This window comes from Anaerobutyricum hallii DSM 3353, from assembly GCF_000173975.1.
GTDB lineage: Bacteria > Bacillota > Clostridia > Lachnospirales > Lachnospiraceae > Anaerobutyricum > Anaerobutyricum hallii.
On the sequence record NZ_ACEP01000016.1, the window covers coordinates 1 to 20727 of the forward strand.

At 38.4% G+C, this 20727-nt stretch carries 13 protein-coding genes; 10 read left to right on the forward strand and 3 right to left on the reverse strand.

The genetic code is table 11. The annotated features are described in order from the left end of the window. Positions 1-284: 284 nt before the first annotated feature. The gene (locus tag EUBHAL_RS01210; protein WP_167534377.1) at positions 285-1229 is read right to left on the reverse strand and encodes a GNAT family N-acetyltransferase; all 945 of its coding nucleotides are present in this window, start codon (positions 1227-1229) and stop codon (positions 285-287) included. 114 nt (positions 1230-1343) lie between these two features. Here EUBHAL_RS01210 and mltG point away from each other — a divergent pair, with 114 nt between their 5' ends. Continuing rightward, positions 1344-2819: an endolytic transglycosylase MltG gene (mltG, locus tag EUBHAL_RS01215; RefSeq protein WP_005343789.1), complete on the forward strand. Its 1476-nt coding sequence runs from the start codon at positions 1344-1346 to the stop codon at positions 2817-2819. Positions 2820-3218: 399 nt separating this feature from the next. Beyond that, positions 3219-3449, forward strand: coding sequence for a PF20097 family protein (locus tag EUBHAL_RS01220; protein ID WP_005343792.1), 231 nt, complete (start codon positions 3219-3221; stop codon positions 3447-3449). 252 nt (positions 3450-3701) lie between these two features. On the opposite strand, the gene EUBHAL_RS01225 is transcribed toward EUBHAL_RS01220, so the two are convergent. Next, a complete protein-coding gene (locus EUBHAL_RS01225) occupies positions 3702-5084 on the reverse strand; it encodes an alanine/glycine:cation symporter family protein (RefSeq protein ID WP_005343794.1) in 1383 nt (460 codons plus the stop codon). A gap of 351 nt (positions 5085-5435) precedes the next feature. Between EUBHAL_RS01225 and EUBHAL_RS01230 the strand changes: the two genes are divergently transcribed. Beyond that, the gene (locus tag EUBHAL_RS01230) at positions 5436-5879 is read left to right on the forward strand and encodes a prepilin peptidase (RefSeq protein ID WP_005343796.1); all 444 of its coding nucleotides are present in this window, start codon (positions 5436-5438) and stop codon (positions 5877-5879) included. 143 nt (positions 5880-6022) lie between these two features. On the opposite strand, the gene EUBHAL_RS17130 is transcribed toward EUBHAL_RS01230, so the two are convergent. After that, the gene (locus EUBHAL_RS17130; RefSeq protein ID WP_334300512.1) at positions 6023-6079 is read right to left on the reverse strand and encodes a hypothetical protein; all 57 of its coding nucleotides are present in this window, start codon (positions 6077-6079) and stop codon (positions 6023-6025) included. Here EUBHAL_RS17130 and EUBHAL_RS17135 point away from each other — a divergent pair. The 7 genes from EUBHAL_RS17135 to EUBHAL_RS01260 all read left to right on the forward strand — a co-directional run bounded on the left by EUBHAL_RS17135 (position 6056) and on the right by EUBHAL_RS01260 (position 20694). Next, positions 6056-6127: a DUF6783 domain-containing protein gene (locus EUBHAL_RS17135; RefSeq protein ID WP_334300511.1), complete on the forward strand. Its 72-nt coding sequence runs from the start codon at positions 6056-6058 to the stop codon at positions 6125-6127. The genes EUBHAL_RS17130 and EUBHAL_RS17135 overlap by 24 nt on opposite strands. 402 nt (positions 6128-6529) lie before the next feature. Next, positions 6530-10087 (forward strand): pyruvate:ferredoxin (flavodoxin) oxidoreductase, encoded by a 3558-nt coding sequence (nifJ, locus tag EUBHAL_RS01235; RefSeq protein WP_005343799.1) that lies wholly within the window; start codon positions 6530-6532, stop codon positions 10085-10087. 215 nt (positions 10088-10302) lie between these two features. After that, entirely contained in the window at positions 10303-11082 is a 780-nt protein-coding gene (locus EUBHAL_RS01240; RefSeq protein ID WP_005343801.1) for an AlbA family DNA-binding domain-containing protein, read from the forward strand. Positions 11083-11727: 645 nt separating this feature from the next. Then, entirely contained in the window at positions 11728-16248 is a 4521-nt protein-coding gene (gene gltB / locus EUBHAL_RS01245; protein ID WP_242648718.1) for a glutamate synthase large subunit, read from the forward strand. Positions 16249-16260: 12 nt separating this feature from the next. Further along, positions 16261-17745: a glutamate synthase subunit beta gene (locus EUBHAL_RS01250; protein ID WP_005343805.1), complete on the forward strand. Its 1485-nt coding sequence runs from the start codon at positions 16261-16263 to the stop codon at positions 17743-17745. Positions 17746-18707: 962 nt separating this feature from the next. Next, positions 18708-19874, forward strand: coding sequence for an SAM-dependent methyltransferase (locus EUBHAL_RS01255; RefSeq protein ID WP_044921371.1), 1167 nt, complete (start codon positions 18708-18710; stop codon positions 19872-19874). Positions 19875-20118: 244 nt separating this feature from the next. Beyond that, the gene (locus tag EUBHAL_RS01260; RefSeq protein ID WP_207635824.1) at positions 20119-20694 is read left to right on the forward strand and encodes a Maf family protein; all 576 of its coding nucleotides are present in this window, start codon (positions 20119-20121) and stop codon (positions 20692-20694) included. Positions 20695-20727 lie beyond the last annotated feature (33 nt).

Here is a 20727-nt window from a genome sequence, read left to right on the forward strand (position 1 = left end):
AGACAGTTGTGACCTTTTGAGGAATTGAAATAATGGAGGACTGACACTTATCTTATCATTTTAAATTATTTGATATTATAACTATCTTTGGAAGATCTCTGGGATTTAGCCATTTGCCTTATAACTTTTTTGCTTTCTTTAGCATTTTTATCACAAATGAATTTGTTTTTTCAAAAAACAAATTCATAAACACGCTCTAGTTAATAGAAAAAAGTAGTGACCATAAATAACTATACGATTATGGCACTGGTTCAAGTGTCAATCCTATAGAATTTCATTTACCTTCAGGAGTTCGTCTGCTCCGTAGCCTGACAAATCAGAATTTTTAAATTATTTTTTTTTGCTAACCGAATGGAGGCAATATTATTTTTCTCTATTCTGGTAACAATTTTCGTGAAGCCTAAATATTCTTTGCCGAAGTGAATCAGAGGAGGAAGAATTTCTGAGGCGATTCCTTGTTGCTGCCATTTTTTTAGAACAGAGTAACCGATTTCGGCAGAATATTCATTAAAATCGTTTTCGGGATATTTTTCGGAAGTTTTTTCGGAACAGTGCTCAGAAATATTTTTGCTTTTTTTCTCGGGAATTTTCTCTGACAAATTCTCAGAAATTTTAAAATTTTTTTCTTTTGAGTTTAGGGTGTCTGAAGTTATTACATTTTCAAATGGTGAAAAACCGGCAATTCCTAAAAAAGTCTCATTTTCTTTGTTGAAGATTCCATAAATTCCATATCCATAAAATGCATATTGATTTTTTATATAATTTTGAAGAAATTCTTCGGCTTCTGCGTATGTGGTACAGTTTTGTGGAAAGAAGCAGCCGGAAGGGTTGTTTTTATTTTCTTCTTGAAGTTGCAGAAGTTCAGGGAGTTGCCTGGTGGTGAGTTCTCGGATGATGCAGCGGTTTGTGGTGGTTATAGTTAGAGGTTTTTTATAATGTCTGCAATACACTTCATTTAAGAAAAATGGACTGAGTCCATCTGTATCTAAAATCAGCCACGGGGTCCCCATCAGGGATTCTTGTCTGTTATTTTTGTGTGAAAATGCGATGACGGGAAGGTTGTGTTTTTTTGCAAGTTCGATGTTTTTGTCAAGGTCACATAAAATAAGCGAAAAATCTGGGAAATCAGTCAAGGCAGGAAACTCTTTAGAAATTATGAAATTTATGGTATAGTTAAAATATTCTGAGGAAAAATTCCGGGCAATATTATTTCCCTGGATTTCGTCCATAATAATAAAAAAGTTAAACATAACAGAATACCTTTCATTTTATTTTTGTATATTCTTGTTTATCATACGAAAGAAAAGAAAGATTGTAAAGGATATCTGTTTTGGAGGTAAACAATGCGAAAGGAAGAGAATACAGAAAAAGATGAGCTGTATGGCAAGCTGCAAGTTCATTTTATAGAGAATGTAGAGGCTGAGGAATCTTCTGAAGAAAAAGAATCGGATTCCGGAAATCTTTCTGATGAGACAGCTAGAAAGTCTGTATCGGCAGAAAAGGAGAATAGAGCAAAGAAGCCAGTACAAAAGGATATAGAGGAGGCATCGGCCAAATCAAAAGGGAAAAAGTCAGAGACCCAATCAGATAGTTCCCAAACTGATAGCGAAGATGATGTAAAAGAACAAAAAGGCAGCCGAAAGCGCAGACATAGCAAGGTAGATAAGCAGGAGGCAGAAGCTGTTGAGGAATCTTTTTATAAGGTAACAGGTGAGGCAGAGGAACATAAGTCTCACCCTGTTAGAAATGCAATATTAGGATTATTAGTCCTGATTCTTGTGGCAAGTGCGGTTGTATCCTACCCAATAGGAAAGGAATATTTTCAGGAAAAATCCGTAGCAGGCAAGGATATTGAAATCACGATTGAAAAGGGAAGTACTTCAAGAGATGTAAGTGCGATTCTTAAGAAAAAAGGTATCATTCGATACGAGGCAGCATTTTTATTGAAGCTATATTTCTCTGATTATAAAGGAAAGCTTCGCTATGGAACATTTGATTTAAATAATGGAATGAGTTTGGGTAAAGTTATCAAAGAACTGGCAACGCAGGATGGTCAAAAAGAGAATAAATTCACCATTCCAGAAGGATACACGATTGAGATGACGGCAAGCAAACTCGAAAAAGAAGGAATTATGTCCGCCCAGGAATTCCTTACTGCAGTAACGAATGCAGCTGTGACATCAAAGTATAAAGATGTCCTTCCGAAAAAGAAAAAAGTATTTTATCAGTTACAGGGATATATTTATCCGGATACCTATTACTTAGCGAAAGATATTACCGGTGATCAGCTTGTGGCAAAGATACTCGATGAATTTGATAAAAAGTTCGATGCGACAAGACAGGAAAAAGCGAAAAAGCTTGGTATGACAGTGGAAGAAGTTCTGATTCGTGCATCTCTTTTACAGAAAGAAACAGAACTTCCGGAGGAATATCCAATTATCGCAGGCGTTATTCAGAATCGTCTTGATAAAAAGATGAAGTTACAGTTCGATTCCACTGCTGTATATGCTATTACAAAAGGCCAGTATGGAATCGCACGAGTAATGTATAAAGACTTAAAAGTGGATTCTCCATATAACACATATAAGCATAAAGGCCTGCCAGTTGGACCAATATGTAGCCCAAGCTTAGAAGCGATTGATGGAGTGTTGAATCCACAGAAAAATGATTATCTGTATTTCCAGATGGATACAGTGAAGAATGATGGCTCCAATATTTTCAGTAAAACTTATGAGGAGCATAAGGCGGCTTCTGCGACTACAGAAGCGGCAACAGAAACCACAACAACGGCTGTGAAACAAAAAACAAAGAAGAAATAAAGCCCTGATTTGTTGAGACAAAACGGACGCCCGAAAAGAGAGCCTATCCCCTATATTTGTGACTTTAGTCGCGGCGGTTTGAATGTTCGCTTAAGCGCTCGCATCCAAACCTTGCTCCGAGGCCACAAATATAGGGGATAGGCTCTCTTTTCGGGCTGACTGTGGTCGCTGAAGTAAAATCAGGATTCATATTGGGGGATTTGAGGATTCTCCGGAAAGTTGCGATTTTTTTGTAATCGTTTGTTGCTTTCTGTAGTTAAAAAGAGAGGATTGCAAGAATATTCTGCATAAAAAGTAAGAAAATAGAAATAATATTCAAAGTTAAAGTGTGATAGTATAGCTATCGAATTGAGTGATATTTATAGGACTAGAGAAGTTGAGACTTAAAAGGAGAACATAATGAAGTGCTTAGATTGTGGAAATGAAATGCAACAAGGAATAGTTGAAGGATATGGACAGGGCGGACATTCCTGTTATGAATTTACATCTGATGAAGAAAAAAAGAAGAAGGGGTTGAAAGGGTTTTTTACTAAAGAAATTATTAGTATCTCTACAGACAATATGGAGCATTGTGCATGGTATTGTTCAAAGTGTAAAAAAGTTTTAATGTGGATGGATACGGATGAGTAAAGATGATTTACAAAAGAATTTCAAGAAATCTGATTTGGGAAAGAGTTCAATTCAGAGTGTGAAAGCTTTTACGTTTATAGAATTAATATAATTGCAGATTTAAGAAAAACAGAGTCCCCGAACCCTAGCATCTGCAAAAATGCGCCTTAGAGCAAACTCTTAATGCGGGTGAGCATTAAGAGTGCAGTGATATGAAGCATTTTTGCAGATGCTAGGGTTCGGGGACTCGTCTGTTTATCTCAATCCTACAACTTAGAATTTCTTCTCGTATTCTTTTAGGGCTTGTAGAGCCTTTTTCGACAACGGATATAACATAATGATGTTAAAGATCGTCATCAACCCAATTCCGACATCTCCCAAATCCCATACAATTGTATACGCAGCAAGTCCTCCAACAAAAAGCATTGCTAAAGCAAGAACTTTGTAAGCTGTTTGAGAGAACCAGTTATCTCCAAAGAGGTAAGCTACGTTGGAGCGTGCATAAAACAAGATTCCGATAAATGTAGAAAAACTGAATAACCATAACGTTATGGCAATGAATATTACTCCGAATGAGCCGAGATGATATTCCATTGCTTTTTGTAATAAATCCATTCCAACGAGTCCTTCAGTGAGCTTTGTTGGAGTAAGGAGCATGATCATAGCAGTACAACTGCAGATCATAAGCGTGTCAATAAAAACGCCTAACGCCTGTGTTAATCCGACTTTAACAGGATTATCTGCAACAGCGGCTGCGGCTGCGCAAGGGGCAGAACCAGAACCGGCTTCGTTTGAAAAAAGGCCTCGTTTGATTCCATTCATAAGGACGGCACCGAATCCCCCGGCGGCTACCTGACGGAAACCAAAAGCTTCAGAAAAGATTCGTTCAAATACACCAGGGAGCTGTGTGATATTTGTGATGATAATAAACAATGTAATCAGTAAATAAAATCCAGCCATGATGGGAACGATAATATCCAAAACTTTTACAGTTGCATTTTTTCGAAGTACGATAATTGCGGCAAGTATTACAAGAATAACTGTAGTGTAAATCGGTGGAATGTGAAAAGCATTTTTAAAAGCAGATGCTACGGAATTACTTACTACCTGACTGATGCCGCACCAGCATATAAGGCCGGAAATGGCAAAGAGTACGGAAAGAAGTACATAACGTTTTTTCTTGCCGGATTTTTCTTCAAAATATCGATGAATGTAGTAAGCAGGTCCTCCTCGATATCCTCCATATAGAGGGTCTTTTTCTTTATAAATCTGTGATAAAGTTGCTTCGATAAAAGCGGTGGAAGAACCGATAAGGGCAGTAACCCACATCCAGAAAACAGCACCAGCTCCGCCAGCGGAAATTGCGGCAACTACACCGACCAGATTGCCCATTCCAACACGAGTTGCTGTGGAAACAATCAAAGTCTGGATGACGGAAAGTGCGCTTTGTTCTTCGTCTTTTTTTTCGAAAAGTGCGCCAACCATATCTTTGAAGAGACGTATTGGCAGAAACTTTGTACGGATTGTGAAATACACTCCGGTAGGAATTAGTAAAATGACTAAAAGTGAAAGGGGGAGTGTTCCGCCGCCGGGTAAGGGTGCGGTGAGTAAATCTCCCCATAAAAAATTGTATACTGTTTCGATTAATTTGACCATATTAATTTGTATCCTCCTGAAGGTAGTATATAATTTCTTTTTAATTTTGTAAATAAATAGTTGACTCTAGAAGAAAAATGGTATAAAATGGAAAAACAAACACATAAATGGAATAAAATAACTTAAATAGAAATTTAATACTTTTAAAAGTTCAAGAGAAAATAATGAAAGTTATTTAAAAAATTATTTTTGAGTCAAGTTAAATCTGTCAGTTGGAATGGTTTATAGATTAAACACATGTTAATAACTCCATTGCAGGGATTTTCATAATTATAGTATTTGGGGTTACAGGGTCTGTAAAATAGTAAACTTAATAAAAATTCTGCAATTAGCAGGAGCCAGGGGGAGTATATGAGGGTAATTACAATGATTGTTATAGTTAGTATTTTACTGGTTATTTCTATAATTGATTTTAAAATCAAGATAATTCCGAATCAGTTAAATGTACTTTTGTTTATTTCAGGAATCTGGAGTGGTTTTGTTTTCCAGGAAGTTACATTCTTAAGTCGCTTTTTGGGAGTGTTTTCGGTTAGTATTCCGATGTTCATACTTGCAATTTTATGTTCAGGCGGACTGGGTGGAGGAGATGTTAAGCTAATGGCGGCAAGTGGAGTGTTACTAGGGATAAAGTGGAATATATTTGCTGCTTGTGCGGGATTACTTTTAGGAGGATTATATGGATTTTTTCTGCTGATTACAAAGCGTGCGAAGCGAAAGGATTGCTTTGCGTTGGGACCTTTTTTGTGTATAGGGATTGCTGTTGTGTTTTTTAGATATATTTTTATGAAAGTGTGAGGGAGCTGATATGGAATTACCGTGGATTTCCACTTAATTTTCTTTTCATCACTTCTGAGTAAAAAGTCGTTTTTCGTGAATTGTCTCATTGACATTTTGTCAAATAACGTGCCTGTTTTCCTATAGAGTTGTGTTGGCTTCATTCAGTTGACGTAGCCGCCCGTTACGCTGCCTTCATTCAGGCAAAATCTCCCGCAAATTGTGACACACATCTTGCAGAAAGCATTTTTCAAACACGTTCCAGTTGATTAAATTATGTAAAATTACGAAATTGTTATTTTTAAAAGATGGAGATAAATGGTGAAAACAAAGAGGAATCTCATAAAATAATTAAAAAAATGAAGAAAAAATATTAGAATTTTAATCCTGAATAATCCTAAAATTACAACAAAAAATTATTGAGAAAAAATCTAAAATAAGCCATATGTATATTGTATACAAAACTGTTGGTTTTATAGCAATTTTAACCTAAAATTGTTCTCGGAAAAATACGTTGTCAAGGGGAAAAATTGGCATAAAAAGGCTGTTTCGGGCAAGATTTTGTATTTTAGAAGGAACAGTTCCGAATAAGCTTTACATTACCTCAAAAAAATGATAATATTATGTCGAATTTAAAATAAACCACAACTTTTGACAAGGAGGAATAATCAATGCCTAGAGCAAAACAGTCTATGGATGGAAATACCGCAGCAGCTCACGTAGCATATGCGTATACAGATGTTGCAGCTATCTATCCTATTACACCATCTAGTCCAATGGCTGATTCCGTTGACCAGTGGGCAGCAGCAGGACAGGAAAATATTTTTGGTAACCAGGTAGTTGTTAGTGAGATGCAGTCTGAGGCAGGTGCAGCAGGTACTGTTCACGGTTCTCTTGCAGCTGGTGCTATCACAACAACATTTACAGCATCCCAGGGTCTTCTTCTTATGATCCCTAACATGTATAAGATCGCAGCTGAGCAGCTTCCATGTGTATTTGATGTATCTGCACGTACAGTTGCTACACAGTCTCTGAACATTTTCGGTGACCACAGTGACGTATATGCATGTCGTCAGACAGGATTTGCTATGCTGGCAGAAACTAACCCACAGGAAGTTATGGACTTAAGCCCTGTAGCACATCTTGCTGCAATCGAAGGTAAAGTTCCATTCATCAACTTCTTCGATGGTTTCCGTACATCTCATGAGATTCAGAAGATCGAAAAATGGGATTATGCAGACTTAAAAGAAATGTGCAACATGGATGCAGTTAAAGCTTTCCGTGAGCATGCTCTTAACCCAGAACACCCAGCTATGCGTGGTTCTCACGAAAACGGTGACGTTTTCTTCCAGCACAGAGAAGCTTGTAACTCTGTTTACGAAGCTTTACCAGCTGTTGTTAAGAAATACATGGGCAAAATCAACGAAAAACTGGGAACTAACTACGATTTATTCAACTACTATGGTGCAGAAGATGCAGACCGCGTAATCATCGCTATGGGATCTATCTGTGACGTAGCAGAAGAAGTAATTGATTACTTAACAGCAAAAGGTGAAAAGGTTGGTTTAATCAAAGTTCGTTTATATCGTCCTTGGGTATCTTCTGCATTATTAGATGTTATTCCTAAGACAGCTAAGAAGATCGCTGTTCTTGACCGTACAAAAGAGCCTGGAGCATTAGGAGATCCTTTATATCTTGATGTTGCTACAACTCTTAGAGAAGCAGGTCTTAACGATATCGTTCTTACAGCTGGACGTTACGGATTAGGTTCTAAAGATACTCCTCCTTCATCTGTATTTGCTATTTATAAAGAACTTGAAAAAGATGCTCCAAAGAGCCGTTTCACAATTGGTATCGTGGATGATGTTACAAACTTATCTTTACCAGAAGTTAAACCAGCTCCTATCACATCTGCTCCTGGTACAGTAGAGTGTAAGTTCTGGGGTCTTGGTGGAGACGGTACTGTAGGTGCTAACAAGAACTCTACAAAGATTATCGGTGACCACACAGATAAATACATTCAGGCATACTTCCAGTATGACTCCAAGAAGACAGGTGGTATTACAATTTCTCACCTTCGTTTTGGTGACAATCCAATCAGAAGCCCATACTACATTAATCAGGCTGACTTCGTAGCATGTCACAACCCATCTTATGTAGTTAAAGGTTACAAGATGGTTCAGGATGTTAAACCAGGCGGAATCTTCATGATCAACTGCCAGTGGTCTGATGAAGAATTAGATCATCATATGCCTGCAGCAGCTAAGAAGTATATTGCTGACAACAACATTCAGTTATACACAATCAACGCGATTGATAAGGCTATCGAGATTGGTATGGGTAAACGTACTAACACAATCTTACAGTCCGCATTCTTCAAATTAGCGAACATCATGCCTATCGACGAAGCAGTAGAATTCATGAAAGCAGCAGCTAAGAAGTCCTACAGCAAGAAGGGTGACGCTGTTGTAGAGATGAACTACAAAGCTATCGATGCTGGTGTAGATGCTGTTCATAAAGTAGAGATTCCAGCTTCCTGGTCTAACCCAGCTGCTGATGCTCCTGCTAAAGAACTTACAGGACGTCCAGAGACAGTTAAGATGGTTAAGGAAATGATGGAACCTATCGGAATCATGGATGGTGACAGCCTGCCAGTATCTACATTCGTAGACAACGCTGACGGACAGTTCGAACTTGGTGCTTCCGCATACGAAAAACGTGGTACTGCTGTATCTGTTCCAGAATGGAATCCAGAAGCTTGTATCCAGTGTAACCAGTGTGCGTTTGTATGTTCCCATGCTACAATTCGTCCTTTCTTAGTAAGCGAAGACGAAATTAAGGCAGCTCCTGACAACATGAAAGTTGCAGATACAAAGCCAAAGGCAAGCGAATACAAATTTACAATGAGCGTATCTCCATTAGACTGTATGGGATGTGGTGAGTGTATCACAGTTTGTCCTGCTGCAGCTAAGGGCGCATTAAAGATGGTTCCACAGGAAAGCCAGGCAGCAGAACAGCCAGTATTCGATTACTTAGTTGCAACTGTTGGAAGAAAACCAGGTGCTCCTGCAGATACTACAGTTAAGGGATCTCAGTTCAACCAGCCATTACTTGAGTTCTCCGGATCTTGTGCAGGATGTGCAGAGACATCTTACGCTCGTCTGATTACTCAGTTATTCGGAGAGCATATGTACATCTCCAACGCAACAGGATGTTCATCCATCTGGGGTGGTCCTGCAGCAACAGCTCCATATACAGTAAACAAAGATTCCAAACAGGGACCAGCTTGGGCAAACTCCTTATTCGAGGATAACGCAGAGCACGGCTTTGGTATGTATCTTGGACAGAAGACTTTACGTGACCAGGCTATCGCTAAATTAGAGAAGATGGCAGCATCCGATAAAGCATCCGATGAATTTAAAGCAGCATTTGCTAAGTTCATGGAAACAAAAGACAATACAAAAGAAAATACACCTGATGCTCAGGCATTAATCGCTGAGGTAGAAAAAGCAGCAGCAGCTGGATGCCCAGATGCAGCAGAAGTATTAGAGAAGAAACAGTATCTCGCTAAGAAGTCCGTATGGATCTTCGGTGGTGACGGATGGGCATATGATATCGGTTTCGGTGGATTAGACCATGTATTAGCTTCCGGTGAGAACGTAAACGTTATGGTATTCGATACTGAGATGTACTCCAACACAGGTGGACAGGCTTCTAAAGCTTCTAACATCGGTGAGGTTTGTCAGTTCGCAGCAGCTGGTAAAGAAATCAGCAAGAAGAGCCTTGCAGAGATCGCTATGAGCTACGGATACGTATACGTTGCACAGATTGCTCTTGGTGCTAACCCTAACCAGGCAGTTAAATGTCTTGCAGAAGCAGAAGCTTACAACGGACCATCCCTGATCATCGGATACGCTCCATGTGAACTTCACGGTATCGCTAAGGGTGGTATGAACCACTGCCAGGATGAGATGAAGAAAGCCGTTAAGGCTGGTTACTGGAACCTCTTCTCCTTCGACCCAGCTAAGAAAGCTGAAGGAAAGAATCCATTCACATTAACATCTAAAGAAGGCGACGGATCATATCAGGAATTCTTAAATAACGAATCCCGTTACACTCGTCTGATTAAGCCATTCCCAGAAAGAGCTGAAAGACTCTTCAACGAATCTGAGAAGGTTGCTAAGGCTCGTTACGAGCACCTGCAGAGACTCGTTGAGCTTTATAAATAATAAAGCCTGAACTGGTCAGTCAGATTAGTTACAAAAGATAAAACTTTATAAAATATAAAGGAGAAGCCGTGTGCTAGCTATGCTGGTGCATGGCTTCTTCTTGTGTGCTGGAGTATTTTTAGTCTTTGTTGAAAAAAGGTGCCAATTATATTATAATAAGCTATAATAAATAATAACCGATAGATAGAATCGGGCTGGCTTGGGAAAGGGCAGTAATGTTGCATAAAGAAGATTTTGGAGAAGGAAAAAATATAGAATTTAAAAGAGAAATACCCAAAAGGCATGAGAATTTTTTAAAAGATGTTATTGCTTTTTCCAATTCTACGGGAGGCAAAATTTTTATTGGAATTGAAGATAAGACGAATGAAGTCATTGGCATTGGAGAGAAGAATCCTTTTAAATTAGCAGATGATATTTCAAATATGATATTTGACAGCTGTACTCCAATAATTGATCCGGAAATTACAGTACAGACCTTGGAAGGAAAAACTCAAATTATAAATAAAATGACAATTGAAAAATTAGAAGACCTAGGGTTACTATGTCGAATAGGAAAAGAACTTCAACCGACTCATGCGTTTAGACTCATGACGAAGAATAAAATACGTTATGCCAAAATTCAATGTGCGTTATTTAAAGGAACAGAAAGAGATATTTTTATTGATAAAAGAGAATTTGATGGACCGTTGTATTCACAGTTAGAAAATGCTTATCAATTTGTTCTGAAACATATTAATCTTAGTGCAAAGATAGAAGGGTTGCATAGAAAAGAATCGTATGAACTCCCAGTTCGAACAATAAGGGAGTTGATTATAAATGCAGTTGTTCACAGAAGTTATTTGGATGAATCCTGTATCTTCGGGCGAAAAGAAATAAAACAAGGGTTGGGGTATAAAGACAGTAAGGCTGGATTTTTAATTCAGATAATGCAAGAATTTGAGTTAATTAAAACTGTGAAAGGACGCGGCAAGGGAAAGTATAGATTTGCCATATAACTCTGAATTGCGTTGCAGGCGAAATTCACTTTCCAAAGAAAACTTTCTCCACTTAATTTTCTTAAGTTATCCTGTATACAATATTAATAAAATGCAGGATTTGATATTAAAAACTACATTTATAATTGTACGAATTGTATTCAAACCTAAAAATAACGATGTATAAGCAACCAAAATTGCAAACAAAATTGTATTTTTACAAGAACAATAAGTTCTAAAAAGAACAAAAAACCAATAAAATAACTACAATATCCCCCAGAACAAGAATAATAATCAGAAAATAATCTATTTGAAAATAAATAATCAAATTATTAGACAACTTGCTCTAATGTTTATGTTTACAACCCATTTAAAATGTTGTAATATGATAACAACAAAAAGAAATGCAGGAAGTTATTAAAACTGCTTCTGAAAATGAATTTGTTACTTTTTTAAATATGTGATTATTCAGAGACCTATAGATTTTTTCAGACTATAGATATTTATTCAGAATCATGAGATTATAAGATCACAAGAGCATGAGAATTATAAGGTTTGATTAAGAGTTCCTGATAATTACTAATTACAAAAATATAATTTACAACTGATGAATATTTACTATTTCATAGTGATGCAAGAAAGGGTGAGACCATGTATCAGGACAATATGCGACAGGGTCTATATGATCCAAGTCTGGAGCATGATAACTGTGGTATTGGTGCTGTAGTAAACATCAAGGGTCTTAAGAGCCATGAGACAGTATCGAATGCCTTGAAAATTGTTGAAAATCTTGAACATAGAGCCGGCAAGGACGCCGAGGGTAAAACGGGTGACGGAGTAGGTATCTTAGTGCAGATATCCCATAAGTTCTTCGAAAAAACCTGTAGTACTCTCGGCTTTTCTATTGGCAAGGAACGTGACTACGGTATTGGTATGTTCTTTATGCCACAGGATGAGTTACAGAGAAACCGTGCTAAGAAGATGTTTGAGATTATCGTTGAAAAAGAAGGCTTAAATTTCTTAGGCTGGAGAGAGGTTCCGGTTCAGCCGGGCATCCTCGGAAAGAAAGCAGCGGACTGTATGCCATGCATTATGCAGGGATTTGTAAAGAGACCGTTTGATGTTCCACGAGGACTTGACTTCGATAGAAGACTTTATATTGTAAGACGAGTATTTGAGCAGTCTAACGATTCTGCTTATGTTGTTTCTTTAAGCAGCAGAACAATCGTATATAAAGGTATGTTCTTAGTTGGACAGTTAAGATTATTCTATAATGACCTTCAGGATAAGGATTATGAATCTGCAATCGCATTAGTTCATTCCCGTTTCTCCACAAACACAGTTCCAAGCTGGGAGAAAGCACATCCTTATCGTTACATCGTTCATAATGGTGAGATTAATACTATTCGTGGTAATGCCGATAAGATGTTAGCCCGTGAGGAAAACATGGAATCTGATTATCTGAAGGATGAGATGATTAAGCTGACACCAGTTGTAGATCCAAACGGTTCTGACTCTGCAAGATTAGATAATACATTAGAATTCCTCTTAATGAGTGGAATGCCACTTCCTCTGGCAATGATGATCACGATTCCAGAACCTTGGGAAAATAACGAGGGCATGAGCAGAGAGAAGAGAGACTTCTATCAGTACTACGCAACAATGATGGAGCCTTGGGATGGTCCTGCATCTATCCTCTTTACAGATGGAGATATCATGGGAGCCGTACTTGACCGTAATGGTCTTAGACCTTCCCGTTACTATATTACAGATGATGACCAGTTAATTCTTTCTTCTGAGGTTGGTGTGTTAGACTTTGACACAACACATATCGTAAAGAAAGAGAGACTTCACCCAGGTAAAATGCTTCTCGTAGATACTGTAAAAGGTGAGCTGATTGACGATGAAATCTTAAAAGATTCTTATGTAAAGAATCAGCCTTACGGTGAATGGTTATCCGATAACCTTGTATTCTTAAAAGACTTAAAGATTCCGAATGTTGCAGTAGAAGAATACAGCTATGAAGAGAGCAACCGCCTGATGAAAGCATTTGGTTACTCTTATGAAGAAGTGAAAGATTCTGTATTACCGATGGCATTAAACGGAAGTGAAGCAATCGGAGCGATGGGGGTTGATACTCCATTAGCAGTACTTTCTAAGAGACATCATCCATTATTTGATTACTTTAAACAGCTTTTTGCACAGGTAACAAACCCTCCTATTGATGCGATTCGTGAGGAAATCGTTACATCTACTTCCATCTATGTTGGCGGAGAGGGGAATGTGTTGGAAGAAAAGGCAGAAAACTGCCATGTATTAAAGATTCACAACCCTATTTTAACAAATACAGACTTATTAAAGATTCGTTATGCAAAGGTAAAGAATATCAATGTAAAAGATGTGCCGATTACTTATTACAAAGGAACACCGCTTGATAAGGCTATCAATCATTTATATGTTGCTGTTGACCAGGCGCATAAAAATGGTGCAAATGTTGTTATTTTGACAGATAGAGGTGTTGATGAGAACCATGTGGCAATTCCATCTCTGTTAGCAGTATCTGCTGTACATCATCATCTCATTGAGACAAAGAAGAGTACTTCTGTAAGTATTATCTTAGAGAGTGGTGAACCAAGAGAAGTACATCATTTCGCCACACTGTTAGGTTACGGCGCATGTGCTATCAACCCATATCTGGCACAGTTCAGTATTAAGAAGCTGATTCAGGATGGTTTATTAAAGAAAGATTACTATGCAGCAGTAAATGATTACAATAACGCAGTACTTCACGGTATCGTAAAGATCGCATCTAAGATGGGTATTTCCACACTGCAGTCCTATCAGGGTTCTCAGATTTTTGAGGCAGTTGGTATCAGCAAGAAAGTCATTGATGAGTACTTTACAAACACAGTAAGCCGTGTAGAAGGTATCACAATTGAAGATATCGCAGAAGATGTAGATTACCATCACTCCAAAGCATTTGATATGTTAGGACTGAAAAATGATCTTAGTCTTGACAGTGAAGGTGATCACAAATATAGAAGTGGTAAAGAAGAACATCTTTACAATCCACTGACCATCCATACATTACAGACAGCAGCATGGACAAATAATTATGAACTGTTTAAACAGTATACTTCCATGATTAATAAAGAAACTTCTCCAGTAAGTCTTCGTGGATTAATGGATTTCAATTATCCATCCAAAGGAGTTCCTATCGAGGAAGTTGAATCTGTAGATTCTATCGTGAAACGATTTAAGACAGGTGCTATGAGTTATGGTTCTATTTCCAAGGAAGCACATGAGACTCTGGCAATCGCGATGAACATGATTCACGGTAAATCAAACACTGGTGAAGGTGGAGAAGATTTAGAGCGTCTGACAGTTGGTCCAGATGGACTGAATAAATGCTCTGCAATCAAGCAGGTAGCTTCCGGTCGTTTCGGTGTAACAAGCCGTTACCTTGTAAGTGCACAGGAAATTCAGATTAAGATGGCACAGGGAGCAAAACCTGGTGAAGGTGGACATTTACCAGCAGGAAAAGTATATCCTTGGATTGCAAAGACAAGACATTCAACACCTGGTGTAGGACTAATCTCACCACCACCTCATCACGATATTTACAGTATTGAAGATTTGGCACAGTTAATTTATGATTTGAAAAATGCAAACAGAAATGCCCGCATTTCTGTAAAACTGGTATCTGAAGCAGGTGTCGGAACGGTCGCAGCCGGTGTAGCAAAAGCTGGCGCACAAGTAATCCTTATTTCCGGACATGACGGTGGTACAGGTGCAGCACCTCGTAATTCTTCTATCCATAATGCCGGACTTCCGTGGGAGCTTGGACTTGCTGAGACACACCAGACATTAATTAAAAATGACCTTCGTAATAAAGTTATCATCGAGACGGACGGTAAGCTTATGAGCGGCCGCGACGTAGCAATGGCAGCAGCACTTGGAGCAGAAGAATTTGGATTTGCTACTGGTCCGCTGATTACAATGGGCTGCGTTATGATGAGAGTTTGTAACTTAGATACTTGTCCAGTAGGTATCGCAACACAGAATCCGGAACTTAGAAAACGTTTTAAAGGTAAACCGGAATACGTTGTAAACTACATGAAGTTCGTTGCACAGGAAATGCGTGAATACATGGCAAAACTTGGTGTCCGCACTGTAGATGAACTAGTAGGACGTACAGACCTTCTGAAAGAACTTCCAGAAGCAAAAGAGTACCACTTAGATTTATCTGCTATTTTAAATAATCCATATGTAGATAAGAAGCATCCAATCTGCTACAACAAGAAGAATGAATACAACTTTGAATTAGAAAAGACATTAGATGAAAAAGTTCTTCTTACTAAGTTGAAGACAGCGCTTGATAAAAAGCAGAAGAGAAGCATTTCTATCGATGTTGGAAATACAGACCGTTCCTTTGGTACAATCTTTGGTTCTGAAATTACAAAGAAATATTACAACACACTGGAAGATGATACATTTACTGTACAGTGTACAGGAGCCGGCGGACAGAGCTTTGGAGCATTTATTCCAAATGGTCTTACATTAGAGCTTGTCGGTGACAGTAATGACTACTTCGGAAAAGGATTATCCGGTGGTAAATTAATCGTTTACCCTCCAAAAGGAATCCGCTTCAAAGCCGAGGAAAATATTATCGTTGGTAACGTAGCACTTTACGGTGCAACAAGCGGTCAGGCTTATATTAATGGTGTGGCTGGTGAACGTTTCTGTGTTCGTAACTCCGGTGCAACAGCTGTTGTAGAAGGTGTCGGCGATCACGGATGCGAGTACATGACTGGTGGTAAAGTCTTAATTATCGGTAAGACTGGAAAGAACTTCGCAGCCGGAATGAGCGGCGGTGTTGCCTACGTTCTTGATGAGGATAACGACTTATACTTAAGCCTCAACAAGGAAATGGTTTCTTCCGAACCAGTTGTTTCTAAATATGATGTTATGGAAATTAAGGATATGATTACCGCCCATGTGGCATATACAAACTCTGAAAAAGGTAAAGAAATCTTAAATGATTTTAGCAAATATTTACCGAAGTTTAAGAAAATCATTCCACACGATTACAAGAAAATGCTCAAGAAGATTTCCGAAATGGAAGGAAAAGGTCTTAGCGCAGAGCAGGCACAGATTGAAGCATTTTACGAAATTAAAAGAGGATAGGAGGAGAGCGCTATGGGAAAACCAACTGGATTTTTAGAATATGAACGAAAAGAAAGCGTGGGAGAAGCGCCGTTAAAGAGAATCAAACATTTTAACGAATTTCACACTCCCCTGTCCAAAAAAGAACAGGAGAGACAGGGAGCAAGATGTATGAACTGTGGAGTTCCATTTTGCCAGTCCGGTATTTTGATTAAAGGAATGGTTACCGGATGCCCGCTTAATAATCTGATTCCTGAATGGAATGATGCAACTTACACAGGTAACTGGGATGAAGCTTATAACCGTCTTAGAAAGACAAATCCATTTCCAGAATTTACAGGTCGTGTATGTCCACATCCTTGTGAAGTCGGATGTACCTGTAACTTAGGCGGGGATCCGGTTAACATCAAAGAAAAAGAGTTAAGTATTATAGAGCGAGCTTATGAAAGTGGCCTGATCAAACCGGAGCCACCAGAAGTCCGCACAGGAAAGACAGTTGCTATCGTAGGTTCCGGTCCATCCGGACTCTGCGTGGCAGAATACTTAAACCGCCGTGGCCATTCTGTAACTGTTTACGAGCGTTCCGACCGTGTTGGTGGACTGCTCATGTACGGAATTCCTAACATGAAGCTTGAAAAAACATATATTGAGAGAAAAGTAAAGCTCATGGAAAAAGAAGGCGTTGTATTCAAGACAGGCGTAAACGTTGGTGTAGACGTAAAAGCACAGGACTTAAAGAAACAGTATGATGCTGTTGTGCTTTGCTGTGGAGCCTCTAATCCAAGAGACATCAAAGCACCAGGCAGAAAGAGCAAAGGAATTTATTTTGCAGTAGATTACTTAAAGGCAGCAACAAAGAGCCTTTTAGATTCTAACTTCGCAGATAAAAAATACATTGATGCCAAAGATAAAAATGTCATGGTTATCGGTGGCGGTGACACAGGAAATGACTGTGTTGGAACATCCATCCGTTTAGGATGTAAGAGCCTCATTCAGTTAGAAATGATGCCAAAACTTCCAGATGAACGTCAGCCAAATAACCCATGGCCAGAATGGCCTAGAGTCTGCAAGACAGACTACGGTCAGGAAGAAGCTATCGCTGTATTTGGCAAAGACCCACGAGTATATCAGACAACCGTAAAAGAATTCATTGCCAATGAAAAAGGCGAAGTCTGCAAGGCAAAACTCGTAAAACTTGAAAGTAAATTCGACAAAAAAGCCGGAAGAAATATCATGGCAGAAGTCGCTGGCAGCGAGTATGAAGTACCTGTTGATTTGGTATTAATCGCAGCAGGATTCTTAGGAAGCCAGTCATATGTTACAAAAGCTTTTGGCTTAGATCTTACAGAACGCACGAATGTAAAGACAGTAGAAGGACATTTCAAGACAAATGTAGATAAAGTCTTTACTGCAGGTGATATGCATCGAGGACAGTCACTTGTTGTATGGGCAATCAGGGAAGGTCGCGATTGCGCAAGAGAAGTTGATAAAGCCCTGATGGGATACTCAAATCTGTAACTTCTGGTTTGCCGCAGGCAAAGAGACGCTCGCAGTAAATAAAAGAACCTATATTTGTGACTTTAGTCGCTGCGGTTTGAATACTCGCTTATACACGCTCGTATCCAAACCTTGCTCCGAGGCCACAAATATAGGTTCTTTTATTTACTGTGAGCTGTCTTTGGCTGCTGAAGTAAAGTCAGAATTTATGTTTTAAAAGATTTGGGGATTTTTTAGAAGTTTGTGGATTGCTGAGGAATCAAACTTGAAAGGACTGACATTCAAACTGTTATCATTGTGTTACAATAATAAACTAAGTTTCAAACACGCTCTAATACATATGCAAATCAAACTTGTTCCACTACAGCATTTCTCATGCTAATCTCAATAAAATATGGCTAAAATTCAGTGCTTTTCACATCTATTTTCGTATCAGTCCACTAAAATTTAATTGCCTGGTATTTTTATATTCTCTGTATTCTTCCCCAAATCTTTTAATTGATTTGCCGGATTAGAAATAGACAGCCGTATTTCATCCAGAATTATCAGATGTAGATAACTCTCTTATATACGGAATAACAGGAGGTGTGCCACATTATATCAATAAACTGGATGTAAATAAAAATGTGGATGAAGCATTATTAGATAATTTATTTCTGCAAAAAATGTATAGTTGAAATTTTCCACAAGTTACAATCCACATCTTCTAAAAAGCATTTTTCAAACACGTTTTACCATTTTAAAAACATTCTCTGAGGGCGTCTCTTTGCCTGCGGTAACTCAAATTTACAAAAAATTTGGTGTTTTTTTCTATTATGAAAGTGAGAAAAAAGTGCTATAATCCCCTATGGCAGAATATATTCTGTAATAAAACGGAATAAAATAGTTATTTTTATGGAAGAATGTTTCTTAGAGAAAAGGCGATTTTACACCTTCATCGAAGGGGCATCCGATTGATTGAGCAAGAGATTGGAGTGACAGAAATGAATTTGACAGAAAAAGAATTTGTAAAGTTTTTAAGCAAGTTTGATGAACATCCATTTGATGTGAAAATTGGAGATGAGGTAAGCCATATAGGTAAGGGAGAGTCGGAATTTACAGTAATTTTTCATAAGATTCCGTCGATGAAAGAACTATTAACGAGTACATCAATTGCGCTTGGCGAAGCTTACATGGATGGAAAGCTTGAAATAGAAGGTGACCTGTACCATGCTTTGAATATGTTTTTAGGACAGATGGGTAAGTTTTCTACGGATAAAAAAGCGTTGAAGAAATTGATTTTTTCTTCACTTACGAAAAAGAACCAGCAGAAGGAAGTTTCCTCTCATTATGATATAGGAAATGATTTCTACAAAATGTGGCTTGATGAAACGATGAGCTATTCCTGTGGATACTTTAAGCATCCTGAGGACACTTTGTATCAGGCACAGGTACAGAAGGTAGAAAGAATTCTGGAAAAATTATATTTGAAAGAGGGGATGACACTCTGTGATATAGGCTGCGGATGGGGGTATTTACTGATTGAAGCGGCGAAAAAGTACGGAATTAAAGGTGTAGGAATTACTTTAAGTAAAGAACAAAAGAAGAAATTTGAGGAGCGGATTAAGGAAAATCATCTGGAAGATCAGTTGGAAGTTCGTCTGATGGATTACAGAGATTTGCCGGAATCTGGATTTAAGTTTGACCGAGTTGTCAGTGTCGGAATGCTTGAACATGTTGGAAGAGATAACTATGAATTGTTCATGAAGTCTGTAAAAAGTATTATGAATCCAGGCGGACTTTTCCTGCTTCATTATATAAGTGCATTGCAGGAACATCCGGGAGATGCCTGGGTAAAGAAATATATTTTCCCAGGTGGAGTTGTCCCATCACTACGTGAGATTATCAACATTGCAGGTGACTATCAATTCTATACATTGGATGTGGAGAGTCTTAGAAGACATTATAATAAAACATTACTCTGTTGGAACGCAAACTTCCAGAAACATAAAGATGAAGTAAGAGAAATGTTTGGCGAAAGATTCGTCCGTATGTGGGAATTATATCTTTGCGCTTGCGCCGCCACATTCATGAATGGTATCATTGATTTGCATCAAATATTATTTACGAATGGGGTAAATAACGATTTGCCGATGACAAGATGGTATTAATTTAGCTATATCAGATGTGAAATGATTCCCATCTCGCAGCAAGAATGCCGGGGCATTCTTGATTTTGAATTCGTAGAATTAATTATTAAGACTGCTCTGATTAATAAAGTACGCAGTCTATTTTGTATATGGAAAGTCGCGGTTGATTACGAGAAATTATCCATTCGAATCATTGGGTAAAAGAATCTGATGCAATAATAGATAAAATAATAAACGTAAGAAAATGAAGAGAGGAATTAAGGAAATGAATATTATATTAGCATCTGGTTCGCCAAGAAGAAAAGAATTACTGGCACAGGCTGGATTTGACTTTGAAGTAGAAGTAAGCAACGCTGACGAGAATGTGGCAGAGGAATCTCCGACAGAAATGGTCGAGGAACTTGCCGCAAGAAAGGCAGAAGCTGTCGTTAATCTTCATAATAAAAAAGAAGACAACTGCCTTGTAATCGGTGCTGATACTATTGTAGTGCTTGACGGGAAAATTCTTGGAAAGCCATCCGACGAAGCAGATGCTAGAGCGATGCTCGCCTCTTTATCCGGTCGGACACATCAGGTGTATACAGGAGTAGCGTTGTTTTCAGTAAAAGAAGGTATCATAGAAAAAAAGACAACCTTCCACGAATGTACCGATGTGACAATGGTTTCCATGACAGAAAAAGAAATCGCAGATTATGTAGCATCTGGCGATCCGATGGATAAAGCCGGAGCATATGGTATTCAAGGTCTGGCAGCGATATTTATCTCCGAAATAAAGGGAGATTACTACAATGTCGTAGGGTTGCCAATCAGCAGAGTATACCATGAAATTGAACAATTCTGATTTGCCGCAGGAAAAGAGACGCTCGCAGGAAAT

What these genes read in the sequence shown, in the direction of transcription:
- EUBHAL_RS01230 (WP_005343796.1), top strand. Translation starts at nt 5,436, where the DNA reads ATGAGGGTAATTACAATGATTGTTATAGTTAGTATTTTACTGGTTATT.
- EUBHAL_RS01220 (WP_005343792.1), top strand. Translation starts at nt 3,219, where the DNA reads ATGAAGTGCTTAGATTGTGGAAATGAAATGCAACAAGGAATAGTTGAA.
- mltG (WP_005343789.1), top strand. Translation starts at nt 1,344, where the DNA reads ATGCGAAAGGAAGAGAATACAGAAAAAGATGAGCTGTATGGCAAGCTG.
- EUBHAL_RS01260 (WP_207635824.1), top strand. Translation starts at nt 20,119, where the DNA reads ATGAATATTATATTAGCATCTGGTTCGCCAAGAAGAAAAGAATTACTG.
- gltB (WP_242648718.1), top strand. Translation starts at nt 11,728, where the DNA reads ATGCGACAGGGTCTATATGATCCAAGTCTGGAGCATGATAACTGTGGT.
- EUBHAL_RS01255 (WP_044921371.1), top strand. Translation starts at nt 18,708, where the DNA reads ATGAATTTGACAGAAAAAGAATTTGTAAAGTTTTTAAGCAAGTTTGAT.
- nifJ (WP_005343799.1), top strand. Translation starts at nt 6,530, where the DNA reads ATGCCTAGAGCAAAACAGTCTATGGATGGAAATACCGCAGCAGCTCAC.
- EUBHAL_RS01250 (WP_005343805.1), top strand. Translation starts at nt 16,261, where the DNA reads ATGGGAAAACCAACTGGATTTTTAGAATATGAACGAAAAGAAAGCGTG.
- EUBHAL_RS01225 (WP_005343794.1), bottom strand. Translation starts at nt 5,084, where the DNA reads ATGGTCAAATTAATCGAAACAGTATACAATTTTTTATGGGGAGATTTA.
- EUBHAL_RS01240 (WP_005343801.1), top strand. Translation starts at nt 10,303, where the DNA reads ATGTTGCATAAAGAAGATTTTGGAGAAGGAAAAAATATAGAATTTAAA.
- EUBHAL_RS01210 (WP_167534377.1), bottom strand. Translation starts at nt 1,229, where the DNA reads ATGGACGAAATCCAGGGAAATAATATTGCCCGGAATTTTTCCTCAGAA.